The sequence below is a fragment of the Vibrio sp. LaRot3 genome (genome assembly GCF_027587025.1).
Classification (GTDB): Bacteria; Pseudomonadota; Gammaproteobacteria; order Enterobacterales; family Vibrionaceae; genus Vibrio.
The window spans coordinates 67,944-92,824 of record NZ_JAPPTI010000009.1 but is presented as its reverse complement, the minus strand read 5'-3'; the positions used below and the strand labels follow the sequence as shown (position 1 = coordinate 92,824).

General features: G+C 45.2%; 19 protein-coding genes. 5 read left to right on the top strand and 14 right to left on the bottom strand.

Going from position 1 to position 24,881, the window contains the following annotated elements; all coding sequences use genetic code 11:
* Positions 1 to 161: 161 nt before the first annotated feature.
* The 3 genes from OH461_RS15805 to OH461_RS15795 all read right to left on the bottom strand — a co-directional run bounded on the left by OH461_RS15805 (position 162) and on the right by OH461_RS15795 (position 3,246).
* Positions 162 to 1,550, bottom strand: coding sequence for an SLC13 family permease (locus OH461_RS15805; protein WP_270021535.1), 1,389 nt, complete (start codon positions 1,548 to 1,550; stop codon positions 162 to 164).
* A 141-nt stretch (positions 1,551 to 1,691) separates the two neighbouring features.
* A complete protein-coding gene (locus OH461_RS15800; RefSeq protein ID WP_270021534.1) occupies positions 1,692 to 2,546 on the bottom strand; it encodes an alpha/beta hydrolase in 855 nt (284 codons plus the stop codon).
* Between the two features lie 100 nt (positions 2,547 to 2,646).
* On the bottom strand, positions 2,647 to 3,246 hold the full coding sequence (locus OH461_RS15795) for a TetR/AcrR family transcriptional regulator (RefSeq protein ID WP_270021533.1): 600 nt from the start codon (positions 3,244 to 3,246) through the stop codon (positions 2,647 to 2,649).
* Positions 3,247 to 3,465: 219 nt separating this feature from the next.
* On the opposite strand from OH461_RS15795, the gene OH461_RS15790 reads away from it, so the two are divergent.
* Positions 3,466 to 4,500, top strand: a complete 1,035-nt coding sequence (locus OH461_RS15790; RefSeq protein ID WP_270021532.1) for an acyltransferase — start codon at positions 3,466 to 3,468, stop codon at positions 4,498 to 4,500.
* A 97-nt stretch (positions 4,501 to 4,597) separates the two neighbouring features.
* On the opposite strand, the gene OH461_RS15785 is transcribed toward OH461_RS15790, so the two are convergent.
* The 3 genes from OH461_RS15785 to OH461_RS15775 form a co-directional block, all read right to left on the bottom strand.
* Entirely contained in the window at positions 4,598 to 5,158 is a 561-nt protein-coding gene (locus OH461_RS15785; RefSeq protein WP_270021531.1) for a GNAT family N-acetyltransferase, read from the bottom strand.
* 171 nt (positions 5,159 to 5,329) lie between these two features.
* The gene (locus tag OH461_RS15780) at positions 5,330 to 5,533 is read right to left on the bottom strand and encodes a hypothetical protein (protein ID WP_270021530.1); all 204 of its coding nucleotides are present in this window, start codon (positions 5,531 to 5,533) and stop codon (positions 5,330 to 5,332) included.
* 123 nt (positions 5,534 to 5,656) lie between these two features.
* Positions 5,657 to 5,905, bottom strand: a complete 249-nt coding sequence (locus tag OH461_RS15775) for a hypothetical protein (RefSeq protein ID WP_270021529.1) — start codon at positions 5,903 to 5,905, stop codon at positions 5,657 to 5,659.
* Between the two features lie 340 nt (positions 5,906 to 6,245).
* Here OH461_RS15775 and OH461_RS15770 point away from each other — a divergent pair, with 340 nt between their 5' ends.
* Positions 6,246 to 8,150: a bifunctional metallophosphatase/5'-nucleotidase gene (locus OH461_RS15770; RefSeq protein WP_270021566.1), complete on the top strand. Its 1,905-nt coding sequence runs from the start codon at positions 6,246 to 6,248 to the stop codon at positions 8,148 to 8,150.
* Between the two features lie 77 nt (positions 8,151 to 8,227).
* Here the strand turns inward: OH461_RS15770 and OH461_RS15765 are convergent, their stop codons facing one another.
* Positions 8,228 to 8,629 carry a thiol-disulfide oxidoreductase DCC family protein gene (locus OH461_RS15765; RefSeq protein ID WP_270021528.1) on the bottom strand — a complete coding sequence of 134 codons (402 nt, stop codon included), beginning with the start codon at positions 8,627 to 8,629 and terminating at the stop codon, positions 8,228 to 8,230.
* Positions 8,630 to 8,866: 237 nt separating this feature from the next.
* Between OH461_RS15765 and pepE the strand changes: the two genes are divergently transcribed.
* Complete coding sequence (pepE, locus tag OH461_RS15760) at positions 8,867 to 9,598, top strand: dipeptidase PepE (RefSeq protein ID WP_270021527.1); 732 nt, start codon at positions 8,867 to 8,869, stop codon at positions 9,596 to 9,598.
* Between the two features lie 72 nt (positions 9,599 to 9,670).
* Here the strand turns inward: pepE and OH461_RS15755 are convergent, their stop codons facing one another.
* The 5 genes from OH461_RS15755 to OH461_RS15735 form a co-directional block, all read right to left on the bottom strand.
* Positions 9,671 to 10,198: a DNA mismatch repair protein gene (locus tag OH461_RS15755; RefSeq protein ID WP_270021526.1), complete on the bottom strand. Its 528-nt coding sequence runs from the start codon at positions 10,196 to 10,198 to the stop codon at positions 9,671 to 9,673.
* Positions 10,192 to 10,578 carry an MAPEG family protein gene (locus OH461_RS15750; RefSeq protein ID WP_270021525.1) on the bottom strand — a complete coding sequence of 129 codons (387 nt, stop codon included), beginning with the start codon at positions 10,576 to 10,578 and terminating at the stop codon, positions 10,192 to 10,194. The genes OH461_RS15755 and OH461_RS15750 overlap by 7 nt, the downstream gene beginning before the upstream one ends.
* A 99-nt stretch (positions 10,579 to 10,677) precedes the next feature.
* Positions 10,678 to 12,858 (bottom strand): 1,4-alpha-glucan branching protein GlgB, encoded by a 2,181-nt coding sequence (gene glgB / locus OH461_RS15745; protein ID WP_270021523.1) that lies wholly within the window; start codon positions 12,856 to 12,858, stop codon positions 10,678 to 10,680.
* Between the two features lie 272 nt (positions 12,859 to 13,130).
* The gene (gene malQ, locus OH461_RS15740) at positions 13,131 to 15,311 is read right to left on the bottom strand and encodes a 4-alpha-glucanotransferase (RefSeq protein WP_270021522.1); all 2,181 of its coding nucleotides are present in this window, start codon (positions 15,309 to 15,311) and stop codon (positions 13,131 to 13,133) included.
* 74 nt (positions 15,312 to 15,385) lie between these two features.
* On the bottom strand, positions 15,386 to 17,839 hold the full coding sequence (locus tag OH461_RS15735) for a glycogen/starch/alpha-glucan phosphorylase (RefSeq protein WP_270021521.1): 2,454 nt from the start codon (positions 17,837 to 17,839) through the stop codon (positions 15,386 to 15,388).
* A 588-nt stretch (positions 17,840 to 18,427) separates the two neighbouring features.
* On the opposite strand from OH461_RS15735, the gene malT reads away from it, so the two are divergent.
* On the top strand, positions 18,428 to 21,136 hold the full coding sequence (gene malT, locus OH461_RS15730) for an HTH-type transcriptional regulator MalT (RefSeq protein WP_270021565.1): 2,709 nt from the start codon (positions 18,428 to 18,430) through the stop codon (positions 21,134 to 21,136).
* Between the two features lie 302 nt (positions 21,137 to 21,438).
* Entirely contained in the window at positions 21,439 to 22,095 is a 657-nt protein-coding gene (locus tag OH461_RS15725; RefSeq protein ID WP_270021520.1) for an NAD(P)H-dependent oxidoreductase, read from the top strand.
* A gap of 137 nt (positions 22,096 to 22,232) precedes the next feature.
* Here the strand turns inward: OH461_RS15725 and OH461_RS15720 are convergent, their stop codons facing one another.
* Positions 22,233 to 23,081 carry a MurR/RpiR family transcriptional regulator gene (locus OH461_RS15720; protein ID WP_270021519.1) on the bottom strand — a complete coding sequence of 283 codons (849 nt, stop codon included), beginning with the start codon at positions 23,079 to 23,081 and terminating at the stop codon, positions 22,233 to 22,235.
* Between the two features lie 93 nt (positions 23,082 to 23,174).
* Positions 23,175 to 24,782, bottom strand: a complete 1,608-nt coding sequence (locus OH461_RS15715; protein ID WP_260262033.1) for a PTS transporter subunit EIIC — start codon at positions 24,780 to 24,782, stop codon at positions 23,175 to 23,177.
* Positions 24,783 to 24,881: the final 99 nt, after the last annotated feature.

Here is a 24,881-nt window from a genome sequence, read left to right as displayed (position 1 = left end):
TATTCTGTGCGCATTGTAACGATAGCCGCAATAAATAAACAGGGGCTTATGTGCACGGCTTATAGCCTTTGAGCCACTCATACATTGACGACTCACTCGTGAATAAAAAACGGCTTTAGCAAATCACTAAAGCCGTTTAATTTGTGATGAGTCACTTAGCGCTATAGCCAGAACAACATCGCTATTGCGGTAAGCGCGCCAATACAAGCAATATTAAGCAATATCCCTACACGCATCATCTCACTTTGCTGGATGTGCCCAGAACCAAACACAATCGCGTTTGGTGGTGTCGCGACAGGCAGCATGAAAGCGCACGACGCAGATACGGCAATCAACACGGATAAAATAACTGGTGACATACCAAAAGCTTCCGCCACGCTCGCGAACACTGGAATGAGCAAAGCGGCACTGGCCGTGTTACTGGCAAACTCAGTTAAAAACACCACAAAGATGGCTATCACCACAACGATAAAGAAAAAGCCAAGGTGGGCGATAAGCTCGGTTAAACCATTGGCTAAGAACACACTTGTCCCAGTGGCTTTCAAGACGTTACTCAAACAAATACCACCACCAAATAGCAGTAATACCCCCCAATCCGCGGTTTTTTCGATGTCTTTCCAGTGCACGACTCGGGCAAAATTTACCGCCACAATGGCGCTTAGCGCCACGATGGTATCAAACTTGGCGTAACCACCAATCATGGCATTAATCGGTTTACTGAAAATCCACAGTAAGACCGTCGCGGCAAAAATACCTAAAGTGACAACCTTACCTTTGTCCCAGTTTACTGGCTCATAATTAAGCTCGAACTCACCTTGCAGTTGAGGCTTTAAAATGACGTATAGAATCAGCAGCGCAAGAGGAAGTAATATCACGGCGGTTGGTACACCAAACTTCATCCAATCCGTAAAGGTTAAACCCACTTCGGCTGCGGCAATCGCGTTCGGAGGGCTACCCACAATCGTGGCAATACCACCAATACTTGCACTGTAGGCGATACCTAACAAAACAAAGACGTAGGTTTTATGACCACTTTCAGAGTTCACTTTGCTGAGCACACCAAGCACTAATGGCAACATCATGGCCGTGGTCGCAGTATTACTGATCCACATCGACAGTAATGCCGTGACACCAAACAACATGAATACCGCCACACTCATTTTACCTTTCGCTAAAATAAGCACTTTGTCAGCGATGACTTTATCTAAACCTTGACGATGCATTGCGGCCGCAAGCGCAAAGCCACCTAAGAACAGAAAGATAATTGAATTAGCGAAATTATTGAGCGCAGTTTGAGTATTAAACACACCAAACAGCACCGCCATTATGGGTACGAGAATAGCGGTAACAGTAACGTGCAGCGCTTCTGTTAACCACAAGATCGCGACAAAAGTGAGCATGCTTATGCCAAGTACAACTTGTGGTTCAAACGGTAGAGTAAAATAGAGGGTCGCAAATAAAGCGATATCGGCGAGGATAATTAGGCTGTTTCGGTTTATTAACCACTCACGTGTATTGCTGGGTAATGGAACACTATCATTTCTATTCATTATTATTTTCCTTATGAGGGCCTTGTGGCACTTCAAATGATCCCACATAACCCTCTAAGGAAATATTTTACTTTGCGAATTTGTTAACCACATCAATAATATGGTTATAAATGTTAATCGCTTGATTTGAGTAACTATTTACTATTCTTTATTAATCAAACTATCAAAGCTATCCATTACCTGCTGGCACTTCATTACGCGGCCATGTCCCTGCCCGGTCGTTGGTACTAACTGTACGTTTTCCATCTCATTGGCTGCACGCTGAGAGACATCAAACTTAGTAAAGCGATCGTTCTCATCATGCACTATGATGGTTTTCCCTTGTCGAAGCTTCAGCTTGCTATAAGGATCAATAGACTGAATCGGATAGCGATATTGCTCCTCTACTTCCGCCACAACCGCATTAAACAAGCGCATCGAGTAACCCGAGCGCGCCACACTCCCAAATAAGTTATCCAAATAATCCAATACAGGTGCAATCAACAATAATGGCTTATCCACCAGTTTAATATGGTGGCATTCAATCGCTGAAGCTGTACCCATACTGTGACCCACCAATCCCGCTACGTCATCAACGCTATCTAAAATCGCCTCTAGCCCACTAACGAACGCTGGAATGTGCCCATAAACACCTTCGCTAGTCCCGTGTGCTGGGTGATCGTAAGCTAATGCGGTATAACCCTGACTGGCAATATGCTCCATTAAAGGAAAGTACTGACTGGCCGTGCCAGACCAACCATGAGTCAGCACCCATACTGGTCCACTGCCCAGCTGATAAGTAGTTAGTACCCCTTCATTTGAGGTCACTTCACCTTTGACTAAGCCTTGAGGTTCTGCGTTTTTTGGCTGAGTACGGGCAGGTGTTAGCAGCAATTTACGTGCGGTTTGTTTTGCATGGTTTGGTGCTAAAACATGATGTAGCCGTGTGCTGAGCCCTACCAAACTACGCTTTACGCTGAACTTGTTCGAGGTATTAAAGTAAATTTTCTCACTCATGGTGCTGTCCTTAATTCTTTAAAAAGCGAACGGTCGTGCTTTTTAAAGAGAAAAATTAAGCGATTGATACAATCAACCGCTACGATTCTTACTCGCGAGTTTATCGACTTGCCACTCGCCAATCCGTCAATAAGCGTTCTACCCCTTGCCAAAAATGCTGTTGGCTGACCGACTCCCCTTGAATGGAATAAAACAGATGAGCACTTAAATAAAGGCCATACAGTTCAAAACTGGCTTGTTTGGCTTCAAGATCAGGGCGAAATTGCTTATTATCGATACCTTTTTCAATCTGTATGGTCAGATAATCAATCCAAATTGAGATGGTCTGCTTCAATACTGATTGCAGTGGTGAACTGCAACCGCCAGTCTCTTTCCAAGCATCTAGAAACATACAACTGCCTTGAAAAGAGTGATTCCACCCCAACCAATTGTCTAAAAGTGCTTTTAACTTATGTTCGATATCTTCATCACCGAGATCACGCGCAGGGACAATAACCCGTTCTCTAAAAGTGAGGTTGGCGTATTCCAACACCGAAATCTGCAAGTTCTCTTTCGAGTTAAAATGCGCAAACAAGCCGCTTTTTGACATACCACAGCACTTGGCTAACTCGCCAATGGTTAAACTTTCTAAGCCGTGTTTGCTTGCTAAATCAAACGCCGTGCTCAAAATGGCTTCTCTTGTGATGCGACCTTTGCTCATTACTTATCCGATCAAATCAATTCTTGTTATATTTAGCACGACCGTACTTTTTTACAAGTCCAACCAGTAAACTTATTGCGTATAGCGTATTCGTGATACGCCTCTCGAATTAATATTTATTAATCTATTCAGGATAAAAATTTGATTTAACACAAGTTGCGCAACCGGTTGTTTAATATACATTGCAGCCAGATTAATTACTCTAATTGTGTTGGAAATATGAACCATTCAAAATTTATCCCAAGCATTGAGATGGGGCGTGTTGTCGCAATATTTGCGGTTATCATCCTCCACTGTGCTTTATTTACCACTTACTGGATTGACGGTGAAAGTGAGATTCCTTGGGTTGGCTACATAGTTAACCAAGCAACTCGTTTTGCTGTTCCTCTGTTTTTTATCATTTCTGGCTACCTTGTGCAGCCTAAGATGTCAGCTAACCCTGTGGCGACATTCGGCGCATACTCTTCGCCGTTACTGCGCCTGTTTGTCGTTTGGTCGTTGATCTGTATGGCAACACCGTTCTACTGGCAAGTCGTGTTTGAACATGGCTACATGGCGGAGCGAAGCGGCTATTTTGATTATTTAACGAGTCGCCCATGGGACTCATTACTTGAAGGCGGTCTGGTACATTTATGGTTCTTGCCTGCTTTGATCATGGCGGCGTTTGTCACTGCGGTATGTGTGCGATTTAAAGCATTGGCGGTTTTGCTGCCTATCGGCTTTGCGCTTTATTTCTACGGTGTATTAGCGGGAGCTTACCAAGGTCTTACAGAGATTCCATCCCCCTTCTTCACTCGTAATGGCCCATTCTACAGCACGCTGATGTTCGGCCTTGGCTTCATGATTCGTCAGCATGATTTCAAGCTGTCTTCTGGCAAAGCATTAGCTGTCGCAGCTCTCGGCATGGCGATGCACTTTGGTGAAGGTTTCTATCTGCACTCACAAGCGCAAGCAATGAACTCAATTGATTACAACTTTGGTACTTTCTTGTGGGGTACGGGGTTATTCCTATGGTTGTTAGCGAATCCAAATATGGGTAATCAACCTTGGATTCAGAAACTCGCTAAATGGACACTGCCTATCTATGTGGCTCACTTGCCACTTAACATAGCGATATTGAACATTCTCGGTATGCTGCAGATTCCTGACGGCCCTGGCCGCGATATGATGGTGTTCTCGGGCACTATCCTTATCACGTTGGCATTTGTGAAGTTGATTGAGATAACGCCTTTAAACAAAGTTATTTTTAGGTAACCACTACTGATAATTTTTAGATAAGAACTAGCCATTTGGCATTCTGCTAACATTGAGTGCTATGGCTAGTTTTTTATATGATTAAAGTGGGCAGTGATTAAGTCTTGGGCTTATATTCGCTCTTCAGTAAACCAAAACATTTCAGGTCATGATATTGATTCTTCCAGTATCCACTTTGTCTGCGAAGACCTTCTTCTTTACAGCCAACTTTCAATAACACTCTTTCCGAAGCCACGTTCCCTGGTACGGTATCCGCTTGAATTCGATTCAACTCACCACAAGGCAGATTTCCTAAAAACGCTTGCTTTACCAACTCATTGACAACTTCGGTTGCAATCCCCTGCCCCCAACAATTTGGTAGCAAATCATAACCGATAACTGCCGACCTCGCTTTTTCATCCCAAGAGTTAAAGCCGCAAGTCCCAACAAGCTCTCCGTTTCTCTTTAGGGTAATAGCCCAACGAATGCCCGTGTTCGACTTAAATCGTTCGTCCATTGCCCCAATAATTCTCTGCGCCTGAGACAATTCAGAAATAACGTCAAGATCGTAATAGGCAATGACCGAGGGATTAGAAAACAAGCATAAAACCGATTGAGCATCTTGCTCAGATAACTGCCGAAGCATCACTCTATCTGTTTGGTACTCTGGAAAATTCACTGTCTCTCCTTTAAATACAATGCGGCAATAGCTAGCACCGGACAGAATGCCAAATGTAGAGAATCTAGAAAAGGTTGCGATGGTCTCAGCGAAGATCTATCGACATAGTTAGCAAGTTCAAGAACATGCTCAATAATACTTGCCAAGCGATTGATTGATTTATAGGAATAGCTAGTCACTACGCATTTTGATTAGCCACTTTTTCACCTGCTCGAACAAAAACGTAAAACATACGTAAACAACGACAAAAATTGCAATATCAACAATGAATAAACCCAAATCAAATGGGTCGACGAACAAACGGTAGGTATAGCCGAAATATGCCTTAATATGATCGTCTAAGATTATAGCGGCAATAAGTGCGAATATATTCATTTATAAGCCATTGTAATAGCGACCTAATTTCTGCGTAGCTCACTCGCATCAATTACGATCAAATGAAGGGAATTAAGCCGATAGCTGCTCGGCTTAATTCCCAGTATTGAGTCTATCTGTCAACTAAGAGCGATGGTAACCCGTGGTGATAAATGGCCCTAAAAGCATATTGAGCTTTTTAAAGAAGCCTTGATGTTCATCTTTAAAAATCTCTTCCGCTTTTTCAGGTGTTTCCGCACTAATAATAAGTGACTGCTCAATAAAATCTTGTTCCAACAACTGCTTAGCTTCTTGATGATAGGTCTCAGAAGCCAAATTTAAATAGGTGTAGTCGCCGTCTTTTGTAAAAAATTTAAAATCTATTTTTTCCATAACCGTTTTCCTATTTCCTAAGTACCAGACTGTAATCAAGGTAAGCCACCGTTTTATGAGCTGCCTACTAAAAGTGGTGCTAAGCACTTATTTGGAACAACCATGCTACTAAGTTACTCAAGCGACGGCTAATTTATAAATGCTTACCAGTTCTCATTTCCAACTTGCAAAGTATGAACCAGATATCACATTAACTTTATCTGTTTAAAAGAAGTGATTCGTCGCAACTGAATGAAATGAATGAGTTATTTGTCATTATAATTTTGAGTTAAATCACTTATGAAATGCGCTCGATTTTATATTGTCTCCCCAAAGCCCTACTTACAATGTGAAAATAATGATGAAAAGACATTTCCTATCCAGTGCGATTCTACTTTCTCTCGCATTCCCTACTTTTGCTGCTGATGGTGATATTCACGAAGTCACCATTCTTGGCACTTCAGACATCCACGGCCACTTTATGGCATGGGATTACGCCGCAGATAAACTCAATACCCGTGGTAGCTTGAGCCAAATCGCGACAAAAGTGAGCGAAATCCGCAATGAGCAATCAAACATCATCTTGGTCGATGCTGGCGATACCATCCAAGGTAACTTTGTCGAAACATTCAAAGATGAGCCGGTTGACCCAATGATGCTTGGTTTTAACCACATGAAATATGACGTGTGGGTATTGGGTAACCATGAATTCGACTTCGGCCTAAAAACACTAGATAGAGCTGTTTCCCAATTTAAAGGCCAATCTCTTGGGGGCAATATCAAGAACAAAAACGGCAACCCTTTCTTACCCGGTTACACCATCATCGAACGTGGCGGCATTAAAATCGGCGTGATTGGCATGGATACGCCAATGACCGAAGTTTTTGCCCAAGGTACTAATCGCCTAGAAGGAGTAACTTTCACCAACCCAACACTGGAAGTGAAGAAAGTAATCCAAGAAATTGATGCAAAAGTCGACGCTATTGTATTGGTTGCCCACATGGGTATTGAAAATGAAAACGACATCGCCAATACAGGGGTGACCGACATTGCTAACGCAAACCCAGAGCTGGATGCGATTGTGGCAGGCCACATGCACACACGCATAGACAAAGCGGTGGTTAACGGGGTGATCATTACTGAACCAGACAAATATGGCCGTGCCTTATCACGTGTTGATCTGCAATTTGAAGAGCGCGATGGTAAGTTCACTCTAGTAAACAAAGATAGCTTCACCTACAAAATTAAAGGCATGGACTCTGACGAGAATATGGATGCGCTCTACCAGCCATACCATAAACGTCTAAGAGAGATGGCGAATCGCCCTGTGGCTCAGTTAACGGGTGTAGATTTAGTGCCTGAAAATGAAATTCGCGGTATCCCACAAGTCCATATTCAAGACACGGGCATCAGTGCGCTTTACCAAGAAGCGAGTTTCTTCTACGCGCCAAAAGCAAATGTGATTGCCCTGCAAATTGATAATGATAACGCTGAACTCGATGTTGGCCCTATCAAAGCCAAAGACATCGCATACAACTACCAGTACGCAGGCGGCGAGATCACGGTTTACCAAATGACAGGCCAAGAGCTCAAAACCTACATGGAGTGGTCAGCGGATTACTTTAACTCCGTAAAACCGGGCGACGTGACATACAGCTTTAACCCTGAACGTCGTTCATCCAAATACTCAACCAACGATTTCTTCGCTGGCGTAACTTACACCATTGATCTAACAAAACCCGCAGGTGAGCGCATCACTGACCTTATGTTTGCCGACGGCACACCAGTAACCGATAACAGCGAGATTCGCATTGGTATGAACAGCTACCGCATGGGTCATCTCACCAAAAAAGGTGGCGTGTTAGAAGGCCAATCCTTCCCAGTACTGTTTGATACTGAAGCAGAATATGGCGAAGAAGCAGGTACGATCCGTAATTTGACCATTAAGTACCTAACAGAAGAGAAAAAAGGTCAATACCAAGGTAAACCTCAACACCGTTGGAAACTGCACGGCCTAGAAAGCCAATACAACCCACAACGTGAAATCGTTAAAACGCTAATCAATGATGAGAAGATCTCCGTTCCGACTAGCGAAGATGGTCGCTACACCAACGTTGCTTCTATCAACGTGAAGGATTTGATGTTCAAAACTGATAAAGATAAGCAAGCTGCGATTGCAACGCGTCAAGCCAAGTTAAGCGGATCATCTGAGCATCAAAGCCAGCAAATAAAACGCGAGATCGTGTTGATTGAAGCACTAAACTAACTCTCCATCTCACACGCTAAAGGCTTAGCCATGACTGGCGCGTGGCTAAGCCGCCCCTTTGCTACCCGCAATAGACATCACAGTCGCTTATTCATTTTCACACGACATTGGTCGCCACAACGAGAAGTGCCCGTAAGCCAATAAGAAATTCGATAGCGATTGTTGGCAAAATAGAGATAGAGTTTATCAGCCAGTGGCTTGATCAAGCTCCATCGAAGCGGAGCATAGAGCCAACCTCTACCTAATAAATCCCACGCGCGATAGGCGGCATCTAAACCAAGCCATAATTTGCCATCACCATCGACAGCATGAAGAATTCGGTTTGCTTCATCAGGATCAATATTGGGATAAGCACTAAACTCGTCGCTATAAATATCGACGGTCTTAATCATATTCGCGTTATCTCGCTGCCTAATCGCTTGCATTTCTTTCGCGCACAACGGGCATGTTCCGCCATAGAACAAAGTAAGTTTACTCATCTAAATACTTTCCCTTTATATCTATGAATACCACTACGCACAGCCCATCAGTTCGATCAATATAAGCATAGAAAGCGGATGCTTGTTTAACGCCATATCTGCAAACTTGCTTACTGGCGCACATTACTTACTCTGATTTTATGAATACTAACCAGTTAAACCACTACATAAACCCTAATCACTGGTTGAATATTTCGACCATTGATTACAACAGCGTTGTTTAACGGAGAGAAAGCCATGAATGTATTGCTATTTAGCAATGGTAAAATCGCGGGCAACACATCGTTGCTCGAATTTGGTGCGGAATGGGTAGCAGAAGCGATTGAGCGCACTGGCGCACGTAAACTGCTTTTCATTCCATTTGCGATGATCCGTGGTCAATATGACGATCGCGCCGAGCAACTTAACGAAGTCGTTGCACCTTTAGGCGCAACAGTCACCAGTATCCATCACGCAGAAGACCCTGTAAAAGCCGTCAATGACGCTGATGGCTTTATTGTCAGTGGTGGTAATACTTGGGTGCTGAATAAGCTTTTGCACGATCAAGGGCTCATTGGGCCGCTTAGAAACGCGATTCTAAAACAGAACAAACTGTTTATTGGTTGGAGTGCGGGCACCAATATCGCCTGCCCGACAATACGTACCACCAATGACATGCCCATCGTATCAGCGGTCATTCTACCGTCACTCAACTTAGTGCCATTTCAAATCAACCCGCACTACATCGAGGCCAATATCTCAGGGCACATGGGTGAAACCCGAGATGAACGTATTGAAGAGTTCTTAATTCAAAACCCGCATGAAATCGTGGTGGGGATTCCTGAAGGTACAATGCTGAAAGTAGAAGGAGAGACGCTAAGCTACCACAGTGCAACAGGCGCGCCTCTAAAACTCTTTAAGCATCAGCAAGAAGCACAGTACTTCCAAACTGGCGATGACATACAATCCTTCATGCTTCACAGCTGTTAAACCAACCATCAAAAAAACCGCAGCGAATCACTTCGCTGCGGTTTTTTATATAAGCTAGGAGAACAATCCCAATTACGGCTTTCTGGCGAGATCTCGCGCTAAAATTAACGCCAAACCAAACACCTGTAAAAACAAGCCGATATTGCGATACCATGCGATTCGCTCATTGAGTATGTTCATCTCATCGCTGAGTGTTAAGTTCTCTAAGTAGTATTCATCGATCTGATCGCGATAGATTTGTTGGGCATCGTCAATACGCTCCATGAGCTGAGTAACATTGGCTGTATTGAGCAAAGGAATCGGCTCTGCCACCCACTCTCTCAATTGCATCGCCATCGCATGATCTAACTCTTGAGAAGGTCTGATTTCAGACAGCTTAAGGTGAGTAAGGAGAACTTCTCGCTTGCGCTCTAACGTTTCAACGCTGTTCCACACCAACTGTATTGAGTAGATATTTTCTTGCTTGTTTTCATCGAGCATAGCGATGTTACCGCTCAGCTTTTCCAATACGATGCTCGACATCAAAATGGCTAACACATTAAGCACTAAACCAATCAACACCAACAGCCATGCGGGCGGCCATCCCTTGCGTATTACCATAGCTTGTCAAAGGGTAAGTAGACGATATTCAAAACGGCCAAGGCAAACAAAACGCCGAATGTTAGCTTCATGCCCGTTATACGGCCTTTCAATTTCTTGTCGAGAATCGCCCGAGCGTGAATCACTCGTCCCACTATGAATAAAACGCCCAGCCCATGGATGATCAACACATTCGCACCATTAATTTCCAACAAGGCCAGTAGAATCAGGCCGATTGGAATGTTATCAACGCCATTACCTTGCGCACTACGCGCGACCTGTAAGTCTTCAACCCCGCCATCGGCGTAAGCAATTTTGTTTTTGCGTCTTTGTTTGATGACTTGAACCGATAGCCACATCATCAATAAGCCAAGCAGTGCTGCGTAAAGTGCTGTAATCATACATTTTCTCCTTTTCATCAGTGTAGAAGAAATTCATTCTCATGTATGAAAAAGCCCCCGTTTATTCAACGAGGGCTTGGCTGCGGTAATCGTCTGGGATTACACCAACTTGTAGAACAAGGTACTGAGTGGGGGAAGGCTCACCAGTAGAGACTGATCTAGCCCTTCACTCTCCACAGCCTCACTTTGTACGACATCACGAATGGCGAAATCAGAGCCGTTGTATTGCTTAGCATCAGTATTGAGCAGCAATTGATACTTACCGCTGCAAGGCACGCCCAGACGGAAATCACTGTGTGGCACAGGGGTGAAGTTAGAGATCACCAATATACGCTCGCCCGATTCGCTGATCCGCTCATGGGCCAATACGCTCGCATCGGCCGCATCTTGCAGTCGCCATTCAAAGCCTTGAGGATCGCAATCTAGCTCATACAACGCTTTCTCGTTTTGATACAAGTTGTTCAGATCGCGCGTTAAGGTTTGCACACCTTGGTGGCGCTCGAATTGCAGTAAGAACCATTGCAATTGATCGTCGTGGTTCCATTCACCAGTTTGACCAAACTCTGCACCCATAAAGTTGAGTTTCTTACCCGGTTGGCCATACATATAACCCATGTACGCACGCAGGTTCGCGGTTTGTTGCCATTCGTCACCCGGCATTTTGTTATGAATAGAGCCTTTGCCATACACCACTTCATCATGAGATAGCGATAAAACATAGTTCTCACTATGTGCGTAAATCAATGGGAAGGTGATGGTATTGTGATGGTATTTGCGGTGAACAGGATCTTCTTGAATGTATGAGAGGCTATCGTGCATCCAGCCCATATTCCATTTGAACCCAAAGCCTAGGCCACCAACAAATGTCGGCGCTGACACGCCAGGAAACGCGGTCGACTCTTCTGCAATCGTCATCGCATTCGGGAAGTGTTTGTACACTTCTTCGTTCATCCATTTTAGGGTCGCAATTGCATCGTAGTTTTCATTGCCGCCATCCACATTAGGAATCCATTGGTCATGACTGCGCGAGTAATCCAAATAAAGCATGGATGCCACCGCATCAACACGAATGCCATCAATATGGAACTGTTCAAACCAATACAGTGCATTCGATACTAAGAAGCGTCTTACGTGTTCACGCCCCATATCGTAAATGAATGAGTTCCAATCTTGGTGCCAACCTCTGCGTGGATCAGGATCATGGAACAGTGGCGTACCATCAAAGTTGGCTAAGCCATGATCATCAGATGGGAAGTGCGCAGGAACCCAATCAAGCACCACACCAAGGCCCGCTTGGTGACAAGTGTCTACAAAATATTTGAAATCATCCGGTGTACCAAAACGGCTGGTTGGCGCAAATAAGCCGACCGGTTGATAGCCCCATGAGCCATAAAACGGGTGCTCAGATACTGGCATCAATTCGACATGGGTATAGCCCATATCAACCAAATAAGGCACAAGCTGATCGGCCAATTGACGGTAGTTTAAAAACTGCCCGTTATCATCACGCTTCCACGAACCTGCATGCAATTCGTAGAACGACAGCGCCTGCTTGCGTTTTTCTGTCACTGGGCGTTGTTGCCATTGATTATCTTGCCAAGCGTAACGGCTGTGATCGTATGTCACGGAAGCAAAAGAAGGGTGTTGCTGAGAGAAGAATCCCCATGGATCAGCTTTATGCGGCAAGCCTTCACCATCAGGACCTTTTAATTCAAATTTGTATTGTGTGCCTTCTGGCAGGTTAGGAATGAAAATCCCCCAAATACCGTAATCTAAACGTTGTAACGGAGTGCGGCGACCATCCCAATGGTTGAAGTCCGCAACTAGGCTACAAGCGCTAGCATGTGGTGCATAGACCAAAAATCGAGTACCCGAGATGGTTTTACCATCACGCTCAACCGTAACAAACTGCGCCCCCATATGATGATACATACTCTTAGGTGTATGAAGATCTTCATATTCGGCATAAATCGTGTGGTATTGATATGGGTCGTCGATGATTTGCTCATTCCCCGCCCAATTCACAGCAAGTTGATAGTGAGTAAAGCGAAGATCACGTTGCTCGGTTAAAACAAACGCAGAATCCGCTTCGCGAGTCAGTGCAATACGCTCTTCACCTTCAATCAAAAGGCTAACGGCATCGGCTCCCGGCATCCATACTCTGAGCGAACCATGCTTAGGGTCTAAAAATGGACCTAAAAAAGAAAATGGGTCAGCAAATGCTGCCTGAGAAAGTTGGCGATATGCCTGTTCTTTTTTATCTAGTGTTGTTTTATTCAAGTTATTATCTCCCTAACCTAACTTCCGTTCTGCTCACAGAGCAGCACAACAAGCAAAAAACCCGCATACGGGACGGGTAAATCCTATACCTAACTCATGCTAGGTACAGCGTTTCATATCTTAACGAATTCCGCTAGCGGTTTGAGTGACCAAAACAGAATTTTGTTATGTCAGCCACTTGTACTTAGTCATCCTCAAAAAGCGGAAAACCCAAGCATTTGGCCGAGCAAAATGCTCAGACAAACCACTTGGGTAATTATCTCAATTAGCCGTTATTGACTGACTTTAGCGCGCACTTCAGTCAGTTTGTTCGCAATCTCATTCACCTCAGATTTAGAGAACACGTCATCTAAGTTCATTGAGAGTTTACGACGCCAGTTAGGATATTCATTCACAGTACCCGGGATGTTTACCGGTTTGTCCATCTCTAACCAATCTTCCAATTGCACACTCAACAATGTTGAAGAGCCAGCCGCGACATGCAACTGAAGCGCTTGAGCAAGGTGGTTGTCCATTGGTACGTATTGAGCATCACGCCCTACGCCTTCGGGAAGGTAACCATGCCATGCCACTGAATCCAAAATACCTTGTTTGCATTCAAGTCGGTTATCAAACAGCGTGTTTAACTGCGCTTGATCTGGGTATAGGCCAAGCTCTTGCCCCATTTTTAGATCATCACAGTGCCAGAAACCACGCAGCGTTGGCATGTCATGAGTACACAGGGCTGACATTGACTGCGGTGCGTAATGAGCCGGTGAAATAAAGCCGCCGTCATCTTCAGACGTTTCAAAGAAGAACACTTTGTATGAGTGCACGCCCGCGTCACGCAAGATATCCACAATCTCATCTGGCACAGTACCTAAGTCTTCACCAATCACACTACATTGATGTCGGTGTGACTCAAGCGCAAGAATCGCTAGCATGTCTTCTACTGGGTAGTAGATGTACGCCCCTGCGGTTGCGTCTTCACCTTTCGGTATCCACCATAAGCGCAGTAAGCCCAGTACGTGGTCAATTCGCAGTGCGCCACAATGTTTCATGTTCGCGCGCAGTAGCTTGATGTAGGCATCGTAGCTCGTTGCTTTTAGCACTTGAGGGTTCAGCGGAGGCAAGCCCCAGTTTTGACCCAGTGGGCCTAAAATATCTGGCGGCGCACCAATGCTTGCATCGAGCACTAAGTTACCATCGTCAGCCCATGTTTCTGCGCCCGAGTCGGCTACGCCTACCGCTAAGTCACGGTATAGACCAACAGACATGCCTTTCTCTTCAGCCAGCGCTTGCGCTTCTCTAATTTGATTGTCGGCAACCCACTGCAAGTACAGGTACAAGTTCACTTGATCTTGGTTTTCACTGATAAAGTCTTGGACTGCGCTATTTTCAAAGCGGCGGTATTGTTCAGGGAAGACAGGCCAACCCCAAACTGAAGAATCTTGTTGGTGAAGACTTACATGCAGCGCATCAAACGCGGCTTGGTGCATCAAGCTCTCACCACCGATTTCAACAAAATCTAGGAACGCTTGTGCGCGTTCACTGTTTTTATCTAGGTGACGTTTTTTAAACTCTTTGTACAGTAGCGGCAACACGCTAAGTTTCAGCTCTGCAACCTCACTGTAGTTTACCCAATGGGATTCACGCGCCCGTTGCAAACGCTGTTGGAACTCGGCACTGCCAACTTGTTGCTGCGCTTCTGCACTGAGTGAAAACTCAGGCACTGAGCTCACATCAATGTACAAAATGTTTAACCAGCGACGCGAAGATGGGCTGTATGGGCTCGCCCCTTCAGGGTTAGCAGGAAACAGTGAGTGAATTGGGTTTAGACCGACAAAATCGCCACCGCGAGATGCAATCTCAGAGACCAATTGTTTTAAGTCACCGAAGTCACCCATACCCCAGTTGTGTTGAGTACGAAGAGTGTAGAGCTGAACACTCGGGCCCCACATCTTTTTGCCTTGCTCAATTTGAGGCTGTTTGTAGCACGAGTCTGGCGTGTAGATTAACGTCGCAGTATAAGGTGATTTGCGGCGCTTACGCTCGACAATCAGCTTGTGGTAACCCCATTCAATATCACCCGGTAGGGCAAACACTAAAGGGCCACCCTCGGCACGTTCATCACGAACGATCTGAGACTGAAGATAGCCTTCAAGTACCTCTCCCTGCTCTGTTTCTAAGCGCCAACTGAAGTCACTTTCACGAGCGCTGCTTCCTAAATGCAGTTCAACTTCAATCGGATAGCTTTCTCGTACGACAACCACTGGTTCAAGCACATCTTTTTTATGCATTTTTTGCGCAGATGCGAGTAGTTTTTTATCGCTACTGGTGTCATAGCCTAATGAAGCAAGCAAACGACGAATGGTTTCGTCTTCAACTTTGGCTTCGCTGCCCCAAGCACTTACATATTTGTCGGCAATTCTCGCCATTTCAGCGACTTGTTTTAATGGATTTTGTTGTGTCATCGCTCTCTCCGAAGGACTGCTTACCTTCAAACTAAGAAGCCTCTCTAGCGGCGCTAGAGAGGCACATAAATGGATTAACGTTTAACGCTTTCCAGTTTCCAGATGTTATTTACGTAATCACGAATACTGCGGTCTGAGCTGAACTTGCCCACCAGCGCCGTGTTAAGAATCGCTTTCTTCGCCCAACCCGCTTGGTCGCGGTATTGTTTGTCCATGTCTTCGTGCGCTTGCACGTAAGAAGCAAAGTCAGCAAGTACTAGGTATGGGTCACCGCCGTCTAGCAGGCTATCGTAAGTTGCACGTAGCTTACCGACTTCACCCGGAGTGAACTCATCACCTAATAGAAGATCAAGTGACGCCTTCAATAGTGGATCCGCTTTGTAGTAATCGTATGGGTTGTAGCCATTCGCTTTAGTGCGTTCAACTTCATCCACATCCAAACCGAAGATGTAGATGTTCTCATCACCAACTTCTTCACGAATCTCAACGTTCGCACCATCCATCGTACCGATAGTCAATGCACCGTTAAGCGCCATCTTCATGTTACCCGTACCTGATGCTTCTTTACCTGCGGTAGAGATTTGCTCTGATACATCCGCAGCAGGGATGATGATCTCAGCCATGCTCACGCGGTAATCCGGTAGGAAGACCACTTTCAGTTTATTGCCGATACGAGGGTCGTTATTCACCTTGTCGGCAATCTTGTTCAGTGCGTAGATGATCTCTTTCGCTAGGTGGTAGCCCGGTGCCGCTTTCGCTGCGAAGAACACAACGCGTGGCGCCATATCGAAATCAGGATCGTTAAGTAAACGATGGTACAGAGACAAGATGTGCAGCATGTTTAGGTGCTGACGTTTGTACTCATGCAGACGTTTGATTTGTACGTCGAAGATCGCATTGGTATCGAGATCGATATCCATGTTGGTCTTCACCCAATCCGCTAAGCGCTGTTTGTTGGCTTTCTTCACCGCCATGAACTGCTGTTGGAACTCAGCATCATTCGCGTAATTAGAGATAGACTCTAGCTGATCAAGGTCCGCTGCCCACTCATCACCAATCTTATCTGTGATCAACTGGCTTAGACCCGGGTTACAGAACTTCAACCAACGGCGAGGGGTTATACCGTTTGTAACGTTATGTAGGCGTGTTGGGTATAGCTCGTGGAACTCTGGGAAGAGGTCACGTTTAACCAACTCTGAGTGTAGCGCCGCCACACCATTAACCGCGTAAGAGCCAACCACACATAGGTTTGCCATGCGAACCATGCGGTGGAAACCTTCTTGGATGATAGACAGCTTCTGCTGTTTAGCCACATCACCAGGCCATTTCGCACGCACTTCTTGCAAGAATAAGTGGTTGATATGGTAAATAATTTCCATATGACGCGGCAGTAAGCGTTGAATCAGAGACTCGCTCCACGTTTCTAATGCTTCAGGCAGTAGCGTGTGGTTAGTGTAAGCAAACGTCTTAGAACTGATAGACCATGCTTCATCCCAGCTCAGATCTTTCTCATCGATAAGGATGCGCATCAATTCAGGAATCGCAATTGTTGGGTGCGTATCGTTTAGCTGAATCGTTTCGAATTTTGGTAGAGAAGCCAGTGTATGGCCTGCTTCTTCGTGACGACGTAGGATATCGCGTACCGATGCTGCACTGTGGAAGTACTGTTGCATCAAACGCAGTGTCTTACCTTTTTCATGGTTATCGTTCGGGTATAGAACTTTAGTAATGTTACCCGCATCGATCAGCGCGTGCTGCGCTTCGAAATAGTTACCGTTGTTGAAGCTTTCTAGAGAGAAAGGGGCAATGGCTTGGCACTCCCAAAGGCGAAGTGGGTAAACCGTATCGCTTTGGTAACCAACAATTGGCAGATCCCATGGCATCGCTTTTACTGACATACCCGGAACCCAACGGCGACGCTCACGGCCATTTTCTACATACATTTCTACATGGCCGTAGAAGCCGATTTCTTGTGCCAATTCAGGGCGAGCCACTTCCCATGGATAGCCTTCTACGCCAGCCCATGCATCCGGAGCTTCTTGTTGATGACCTTCTTTGAAAGATTGCTTAAACAAGCCGTATTCATAGTGCAGGCCGTAACCCACTGTTGGGAATTCTTGCGCAGCCAGCGAGTCCATGAAACAGGCAGCCAAACGACCAAGACCACCGTTACCCAGTGATGGGTCGCGCTCTTCTTCTAGTAAGTCAGTTAGGCTTTGGCCTAGCTCAGCCATTGCTGAGTGAACTTGCTCATACAAGCCCATGCTGATCAGGTTATTACCCGTTAAACGGCCAATAAGGAATTCTAGTGAAAGGTAGTTAACACTTTTGGCTTCACGAATCGCTTCATCTTGTTCTGTTTCTAGCAGATCAAACGTGGTCAATTCAGCTAAAGCACGACCCATTGCAAGGTACCATGAACGGCTGCTCGCTTTTTCAATCGTCGTTGCATAGCTCGCACTTAAATGCTTTTTCACGCTATTTTGGAATGACACTTTGTCAAACGTAGTTTGTTGTGTTGGTTTCATCGGTGAAATCTCTTTTAGTTTCCTTGCTACTTATCCTGCATGGACAGGACAAGCTAAACATCCTCCTACCCTAGGTAGGAATTAGGAGGAGTCCTCAGGGCGTAGAGGGCGTAAAACTGCGCGCTCAGTGATCTAAGTCGCATCAATGACGTAATTCCGACAAACACCAGTGATTATGATCACAACCCCGCCTCTCTAAAACTAGATGCGGTTTATGACGATTGGATGAGAGATAATTTCATCAGATTACAAATATGCTCATCTGGTCACATAACTTTGGAAGCTAGTTAACAAGTTGCAGTGTATTTGGTAGGACACTCGCATGTGTAGCGGTTAAAAAAGCGGCAAATAAAAGATCGTCGTCACACTTTTGGGGCGTAGTTGAGCGCAAAATGTGAATTATTCAAAAGTCTGACCTCTTATCACTCGGAGAAAAATAATTCAGCAGTAACATTGCATAAATACCGATGACCAAAATCATCTATATGCCCCTAATAAGTCCGATACTAAATAACAAAAATGGACATGGGTAAGACGGGTAAAGAACCAACTCCCACCATTGGGATTGGTATCGAGGATATAAATACGATGTGGATTCCTTCTAAATTGACACGTCCCGGTCGTTTGCATAACGCTATCGTACGACCAAGAGTGCTTGATTTGCTGCAACAAGCACCTTTTTACAAACTGGTTCTATTTCGCTCTCCTGCGGGGTATGGAAAAACAACAATGGCTGCGCAATGGCTAGCCGACAAACCTAATGTCGGTTGGTACAGTATTGACGACAGTGACAACGATGCTTTCCGTTTTATTAACTATCTGCTTCAAGCGCTGAACAAAGCGTGTGACAACGCGTGTCCAAATGCGTTGAAATTGGCCGAAAAACGCCAATTTTCGTCATTACGTAGTCTATTTAGTGAAGTGTTCGCTGAAATGGCATCCTGCCACAGAGAGTGCTACTTGGTGCTTGATGACTACCATCTGATTAATGACGATGAAATCCATGAAGCAATGCGCTTCTTCCTCAAGCATATGCCAGATAACCTAACACTGGTTGTCACAAGCCGCTCTTCTCCTCCACTGGGTACTGCAAACTTACGTGTACGTGACCTGATGATTGAAATCGGCAACGACCTGCTCGCGTTTGATGGCGAAGAAACCACGCGCTTCTTTAATCAACGTATCGCCGATGGCATTGACGAAGAAATAGCAGGTAACTTATGTAGTTACGTTGAGGGCTGGCCTTCGGCGTTGCAACTTATTGCGCTGCAAGCTCAGCACCAAAACAAATCCTTGCAACAATCCGTCGAGTCCGTTTCTCAATTCAACCACGCACATTTATGGGATTACTTAGTCGAAGAGGTATTTGATCTGCTCGACCAAGAGACCCGCCTGTTTCTTTTACAATGCTCGGTTCTTGACCACTTCAACGATGCGCTCGTTACCTCGCTAACTCAACGAGAAGATGCGTTGGGAATGATTGAATCACTCAACCGTTATGGTTTGTTTATTCACCCACTAGAGGGCGAGCAAAACTGGTATCGCTTCCACAACCTGTTTGCAGAATTTCTTGCCCATGAGCGTCAAGCTCGTATTCCGTTACAAGAGCAAAGCTTACATGAAATGGCGGCGCGTGCTTGGCTTAGTCAATCGGTGCCTCAGCAAGCGCTGTCTCACGCGCAAAAATCGGGCAATAGCCAGCTAACTGCGGACATTTTGCACCAACATGGTTGGCGCATGTTCAATAACGGTGAGCTAAATGTATTAGAACGAGCGATCTGTTCGCTTTCAAATGAACAGCTCTATAGCGCACCGAAACTGTGTATGCTGCAAGCTTGGCTTGCCCAAAGCCAACACCGCTATGATGATGTCGGGGATTTACTTAAAAAAGCAGCCGCAGAGATGGACCGTCTCAATGTGAAACTATCAACCATTGAGCAAGGTGAGTTCAACGCATTACGCGCTCAGGTTGCCATCAACCAAAACGAGCCAGAGCAAGCACTAGAACTGGCGGAACTCGCCTTAAGCCAAATGGACAGCACGGTTTACCATAGCCGCATTGTGGCCACATCTGTAGTGGGTGAAGTGAACCATGTACTCGGCAATTTAAGCCGAGCGCTACCGATGATGCAGCAAACAGAAAAGCTCGCACGCCAATACCAAGTTCACCACCAAGCGCTGTGGGCAATGTTGCAACAAAGCGAAATTTTGATCGCCCAAGGTTATGTTCAAGCGGCTTTTGAAGTGCAAGAAAATGCCTTCAAGTTGATCGATGAACAGCAACTTCATCAAGTGCCGTTACACGAATTCTTACTCCGTATTCGCGCGCAAATCTTCTGGTTCTGGAACCGATTAGATGAAGCTGAAGAATGCGTTTATAAAGGTCTCGATGTGCTTGGTAAACACGATCCAAGTAAGCACTTACATTGCTACTCAATGTTGGCCCGTATTGCGATTGGTCGTGGCGAGCTTGATAAAGCAGCGAAGTTCATTAATCACATAGATCACCTATTGAAACAATCGACCTATCATGTGGACTGGACAGCAAACGCCTCGCTTTCGCAGATTTTATACTGGCAAGCTCGTGGTAATACTGATGCCATTGAGCAATGGCTGAGTACCGCTACACGGCCAGAAAAAGCCTGTAACCACTTTACCCAATTGCAATGGCGCAATATTTCTCGCGCTCAAATCAACCTTGGTCTGTTTGACGATGCGCAGCAAACGCTAAGCTTCTTACAACAGCAAGCAGAACAAAACCATCTGCTTACCGACACCAACCGCAACATGATTGTGCAAGCAGTATTAGCCAAAGAGCTCAAACAAGACGACGTCGCGAAACAAATGCTAAAAGATGCATTAGAGCTGACCAATCAAACCGGTATTTTAGGTAACTACTTAGTGGATGGCGCGCGTATTGGTCATTTACTTGAAAAAATCAGCAACAAGTCTGAACTGGGTGATTTAGAACGCCACCGCGCTCAGCAGTTAATGAGAGACATCTCAACGACTCAACGCAGCCGCTCAGTACATTTTGACGAAGAGTTTGTGGAGAAGTTAGTTAACCATCCTAATATTCCAGAGCTCGTGCGCACTAGCCCACTAACGCAACGTGAATGGCAGGTGCTTGGCCTGATCTATTCTGGCTTTAGCAATGAACAAATTGCCCATGAGTTGGACGTAGCGGCCACCACCATCAAAACTCACATTCGCAACTTGTATCAAAAACTCAATATTGCCAACCGTAAAGAAGCGATTAGCACTGCGGAAGAACTACTCAAACTGATGGGTTACTAAAAGTGGTTTATTACGAATGAGTTGCTAAATCCACTCATCTTAAAATTAAAGAGCAGCCATCGAGCTGCTCTTTTCAATTCACACTGTAAATTATTCGCTCTACCTTTGATGATTTTACAAAAGAGAGTGAAATTTATCCTTTAAATCCAATGCGATAATCAAGCGACATAAGGCTCCGCTTTATTATCAATATTCCGTTGATAATGTTTCAATCGATCGCTAGTTTTTCCTTTTTGAGTCCATCGCTAGAATGCCCCCATTGAAACGGCAAATGCCATCTAACACTCATAAAGGGTACGAACATGACTCATCCAATTATTGCTGACCTAGAATCTCGCTACACTGCTAAACGCTACGACGCAACCAAGCGTATCCCTCAAGCAGACCTAGATGTGATCTATCAAGCAATCCGCTTATCGGCATCTTCGATCAACTCACAGCCTTGGAAATTCATTGTGATTGAAAGTGATGAAGCGAAACAAAAGTTCCACGATAGCTTTGCCAACAAACACCAGTTTAACCAACCGCATGCAAAAGAAGCGTCACATACAATCTTGTTTGCATACGATCCAAAGCTCACTAAAGAGAAATTTGCAAAACGCGTGGACGCTGAAGTCTCTTCTGGCCACTTACCAGCAGATATGTACGACATGTTCATGGGCGCTTACGCATTTGCAGAGGCCAACACAGACGAAAATGGTTACAACGGTAACTGGACCAAAGCACAAACTTACCTTGCGCTAGGCAACACACTGCACGTCCTTGCGCGTTTGGGCATTGATTCAACTACGATGGAAGGCGTTGATTCAGAACTTCTTGGCGAGCTTTTTAAAGATGAGCTAGATGGCTATGTATGTGATGTTGCTTTAGCAATGGGCTACCACAAAGATGGGGAAGACTATAACCACGGCCTACCTAAAGCGCGTCTAGCGATGGAAGATATCCTAGCGGTTCTTTAATTAACCACTCAAATTCACTGCTTTTAAAAGCCCCGAACTCGGGGCTTTTTTTTATCGTAGGAAAAACGAAAGGAGTTCGCAGCTCAGCCGTCGTGGCTTATTCAGCAATCAAGACTTCGCTGCAAATCAGGTTGGCGTTAAACCATGAACGCCATAGTAACTTCAGCGGTATCTTTAACAGATTCTGCGTACTCTTCATATTCAGCCACCAGCTGATTGATCAAGATATCAACCAGTAACAAGGCACTGACTTTCGAGGCGAATGCACCGCCAGTTAATGGGCCTTCTGGTCTTGCAGCTACCAAGACTTCATCTGAGGTTACGGATAATGGGCTATGGCGGATGTTGGTCAAACTCACCACCGGTGATTGCTGGCTTTTTGCTCGGGTCGCTGCGTAGACGACATCTTTGGTCGAGCCAGAGCTTGAAATCGCAAACCAGAGATCACTCGGTTTTGATTTCACTGCACGCATCGCGGCGATATGGGTGTCTTCAAACATGGTCGAGCTTTTGCCAATTCTAGTTAAACGAAACGATAAGTAACGCCCGACAATGCTAGATGCTCCCACACCGACACAGTGGATGTTGTCTGCCTGATGAATCATCTGACAAATACGATCAATCTGCTTTCGGTCAATCAGTGCACTGGTGTCTTGCAAACTGGTAATGGCACTTTGGGTTGCATCGTCAATTCGGTCGCCATCTTCTTTTGGTACATCGTTATTTTTAGTGGCTTGCGGCTGGCTTATTTCGATCGCCAACGCCATACGAAAATCAGAATAGCCTTTGAAACCTAAATCGCGGCACAAGCGAATCACGGTCGCTTCACTGGTCATGGTATCTCTTGCTAACTCAGTAATCGTCAGGTACTGAGCACTATCTGCGTTAGATACAATAAAATCAGCCACTGTCTTTAACTTAGGGCTGTAACCTTCCATGCCGTAGCGAAGGCGAGAAAGTAGATTAACTTGAGGTTGTGCGTTCATAGAGCTCTTGATTCCGTAACTGACGCTGGGAGTATAACGTAATTTCAAACAACAAGAACCCAGCGCTTGCTGGGTTCTGATCTCAATTATCTGTTATAACTGATATTTTTCTATTATCTGGTTCTTGTAGGTTTCTGCCTGAGTGCCGTATATCAACTGGATACCATTACCTGAGCGAATGACCCCTTTGGCATCAAGTGACTTCCACACTTCATCACTTGCTGGCAGTTCACTGTCTTTCACTGTGATACGAAGACGAGTGATACACGCATCGATTGACGCGATGTTCTCTTTACCACCTAAGTTTGTCACAATTTCATCAATCAGCGCATTCTCTTTACCGTTGTAATCTTTACGTGTGTATAGCTTGCTCTCTGCATCGTTACGACCCGGTGTTGAGTAGTTGAACTTGCGAATCATAAAGCTAAACACGAAGTAGTAAATGACTGAGTAAAGTGGGCCAAGAATTAGAATCCATTGATATGAAGTCTTCTCCATACCTTGCAACAAACCAAAGAAGGTAAAGTCGATGATACCGCGTGAGAAGGTAATCCCTACCGCTACATCAAGCATGTGCATCAGCATGTAAGCCACACCTTCTAACACCGCATGTACTGCGTACAATACAGGTGCGACGAACAAGAATGTGAACTCTAGTGGCTCGGTAATACCCGTCAGGAATGACGTTAAGGCCGCCGAGAACAAAATACCTTTCACTTTTGCTTTGTTCTTGTCATCCGCACAACGGTACATAGCCAAAGCAGCCGCTGGTAGACCAAACATCATTGGCAGGAAACCACCTGTCATTGTGCGAGTTGCTTCTGAGCTAAAGTGAACCGTTGAAGGATCTGCTAACTGAGCGAAGAAAATCTTCTGACCACCTGCAACCATTTCACCTGCAACCTCTTGAACACCACCTAATTCGGTGTACCAGAACAGTGGGTAAATCGCATGATGCAGGCCAAAGACGTTCAATAGACGCATCAAAGAGCCGTAGAAGAAAGTACCGATGTACCCCATTGCGGAGAAGGCTTCACCAGCAAAAACGATAGATTTAAAAATTGGTGGCCAAATGAATGGGAACAAAAATGCGAGTGGAATAAAGAACAACATGGTCATCACTGGCACTAAGCGGTTACCGCTAAAGAACGCCAAGTAATCAGGCAGCGTCACATTAGAAAAACGGTTAGTGATAAACGCTGACAATAGGCCACACGTAATACCGCCGAAGACACCGGTTTGTAGAGTAAAGATACCGAGCTCTTTGGTGTACATTGAGGCGAGACCTACCGCTTCATCGGCATTTGCACCAGCCGCAATCAACGCTTCTACACTAGTGGTATCTGGCGATAAGCCTTGGAAACCAAGCACTGAACCAATCACGGTATGAAAGAGCAAAAAGCCCAATACCGCAGAAAGTGCCGCCGTTTCTTTGTTGTTGTTTGCCATACCAATCGCAACACCAACTGCGAATAGTAAAGGTAAGTTCACAAACACGAATAGACCCGCTTGGAAACAAAGCACCAAAAATTGGTTAGCCAGAGTTCCCGGCGCAAGGAAGGTCAAGTTGTAGGTTTCAATCAGTGGCCCACTGGTAAATGCACCACCAACCCCGAGTAAGATACCCGCCATTGGCAATACCGCAATAGGCAACATGAATGCCCGACCGATTTTTTGTAGTACAGAAAAGATACTGTTCATGTATCCTCCAAACCCTTTGAATTATTAATATTGTATTTCAAACCGCTACGCAGCTTCCCTTAATCGAGTCAATTATCAACACAATAAAAATTTCCTTCA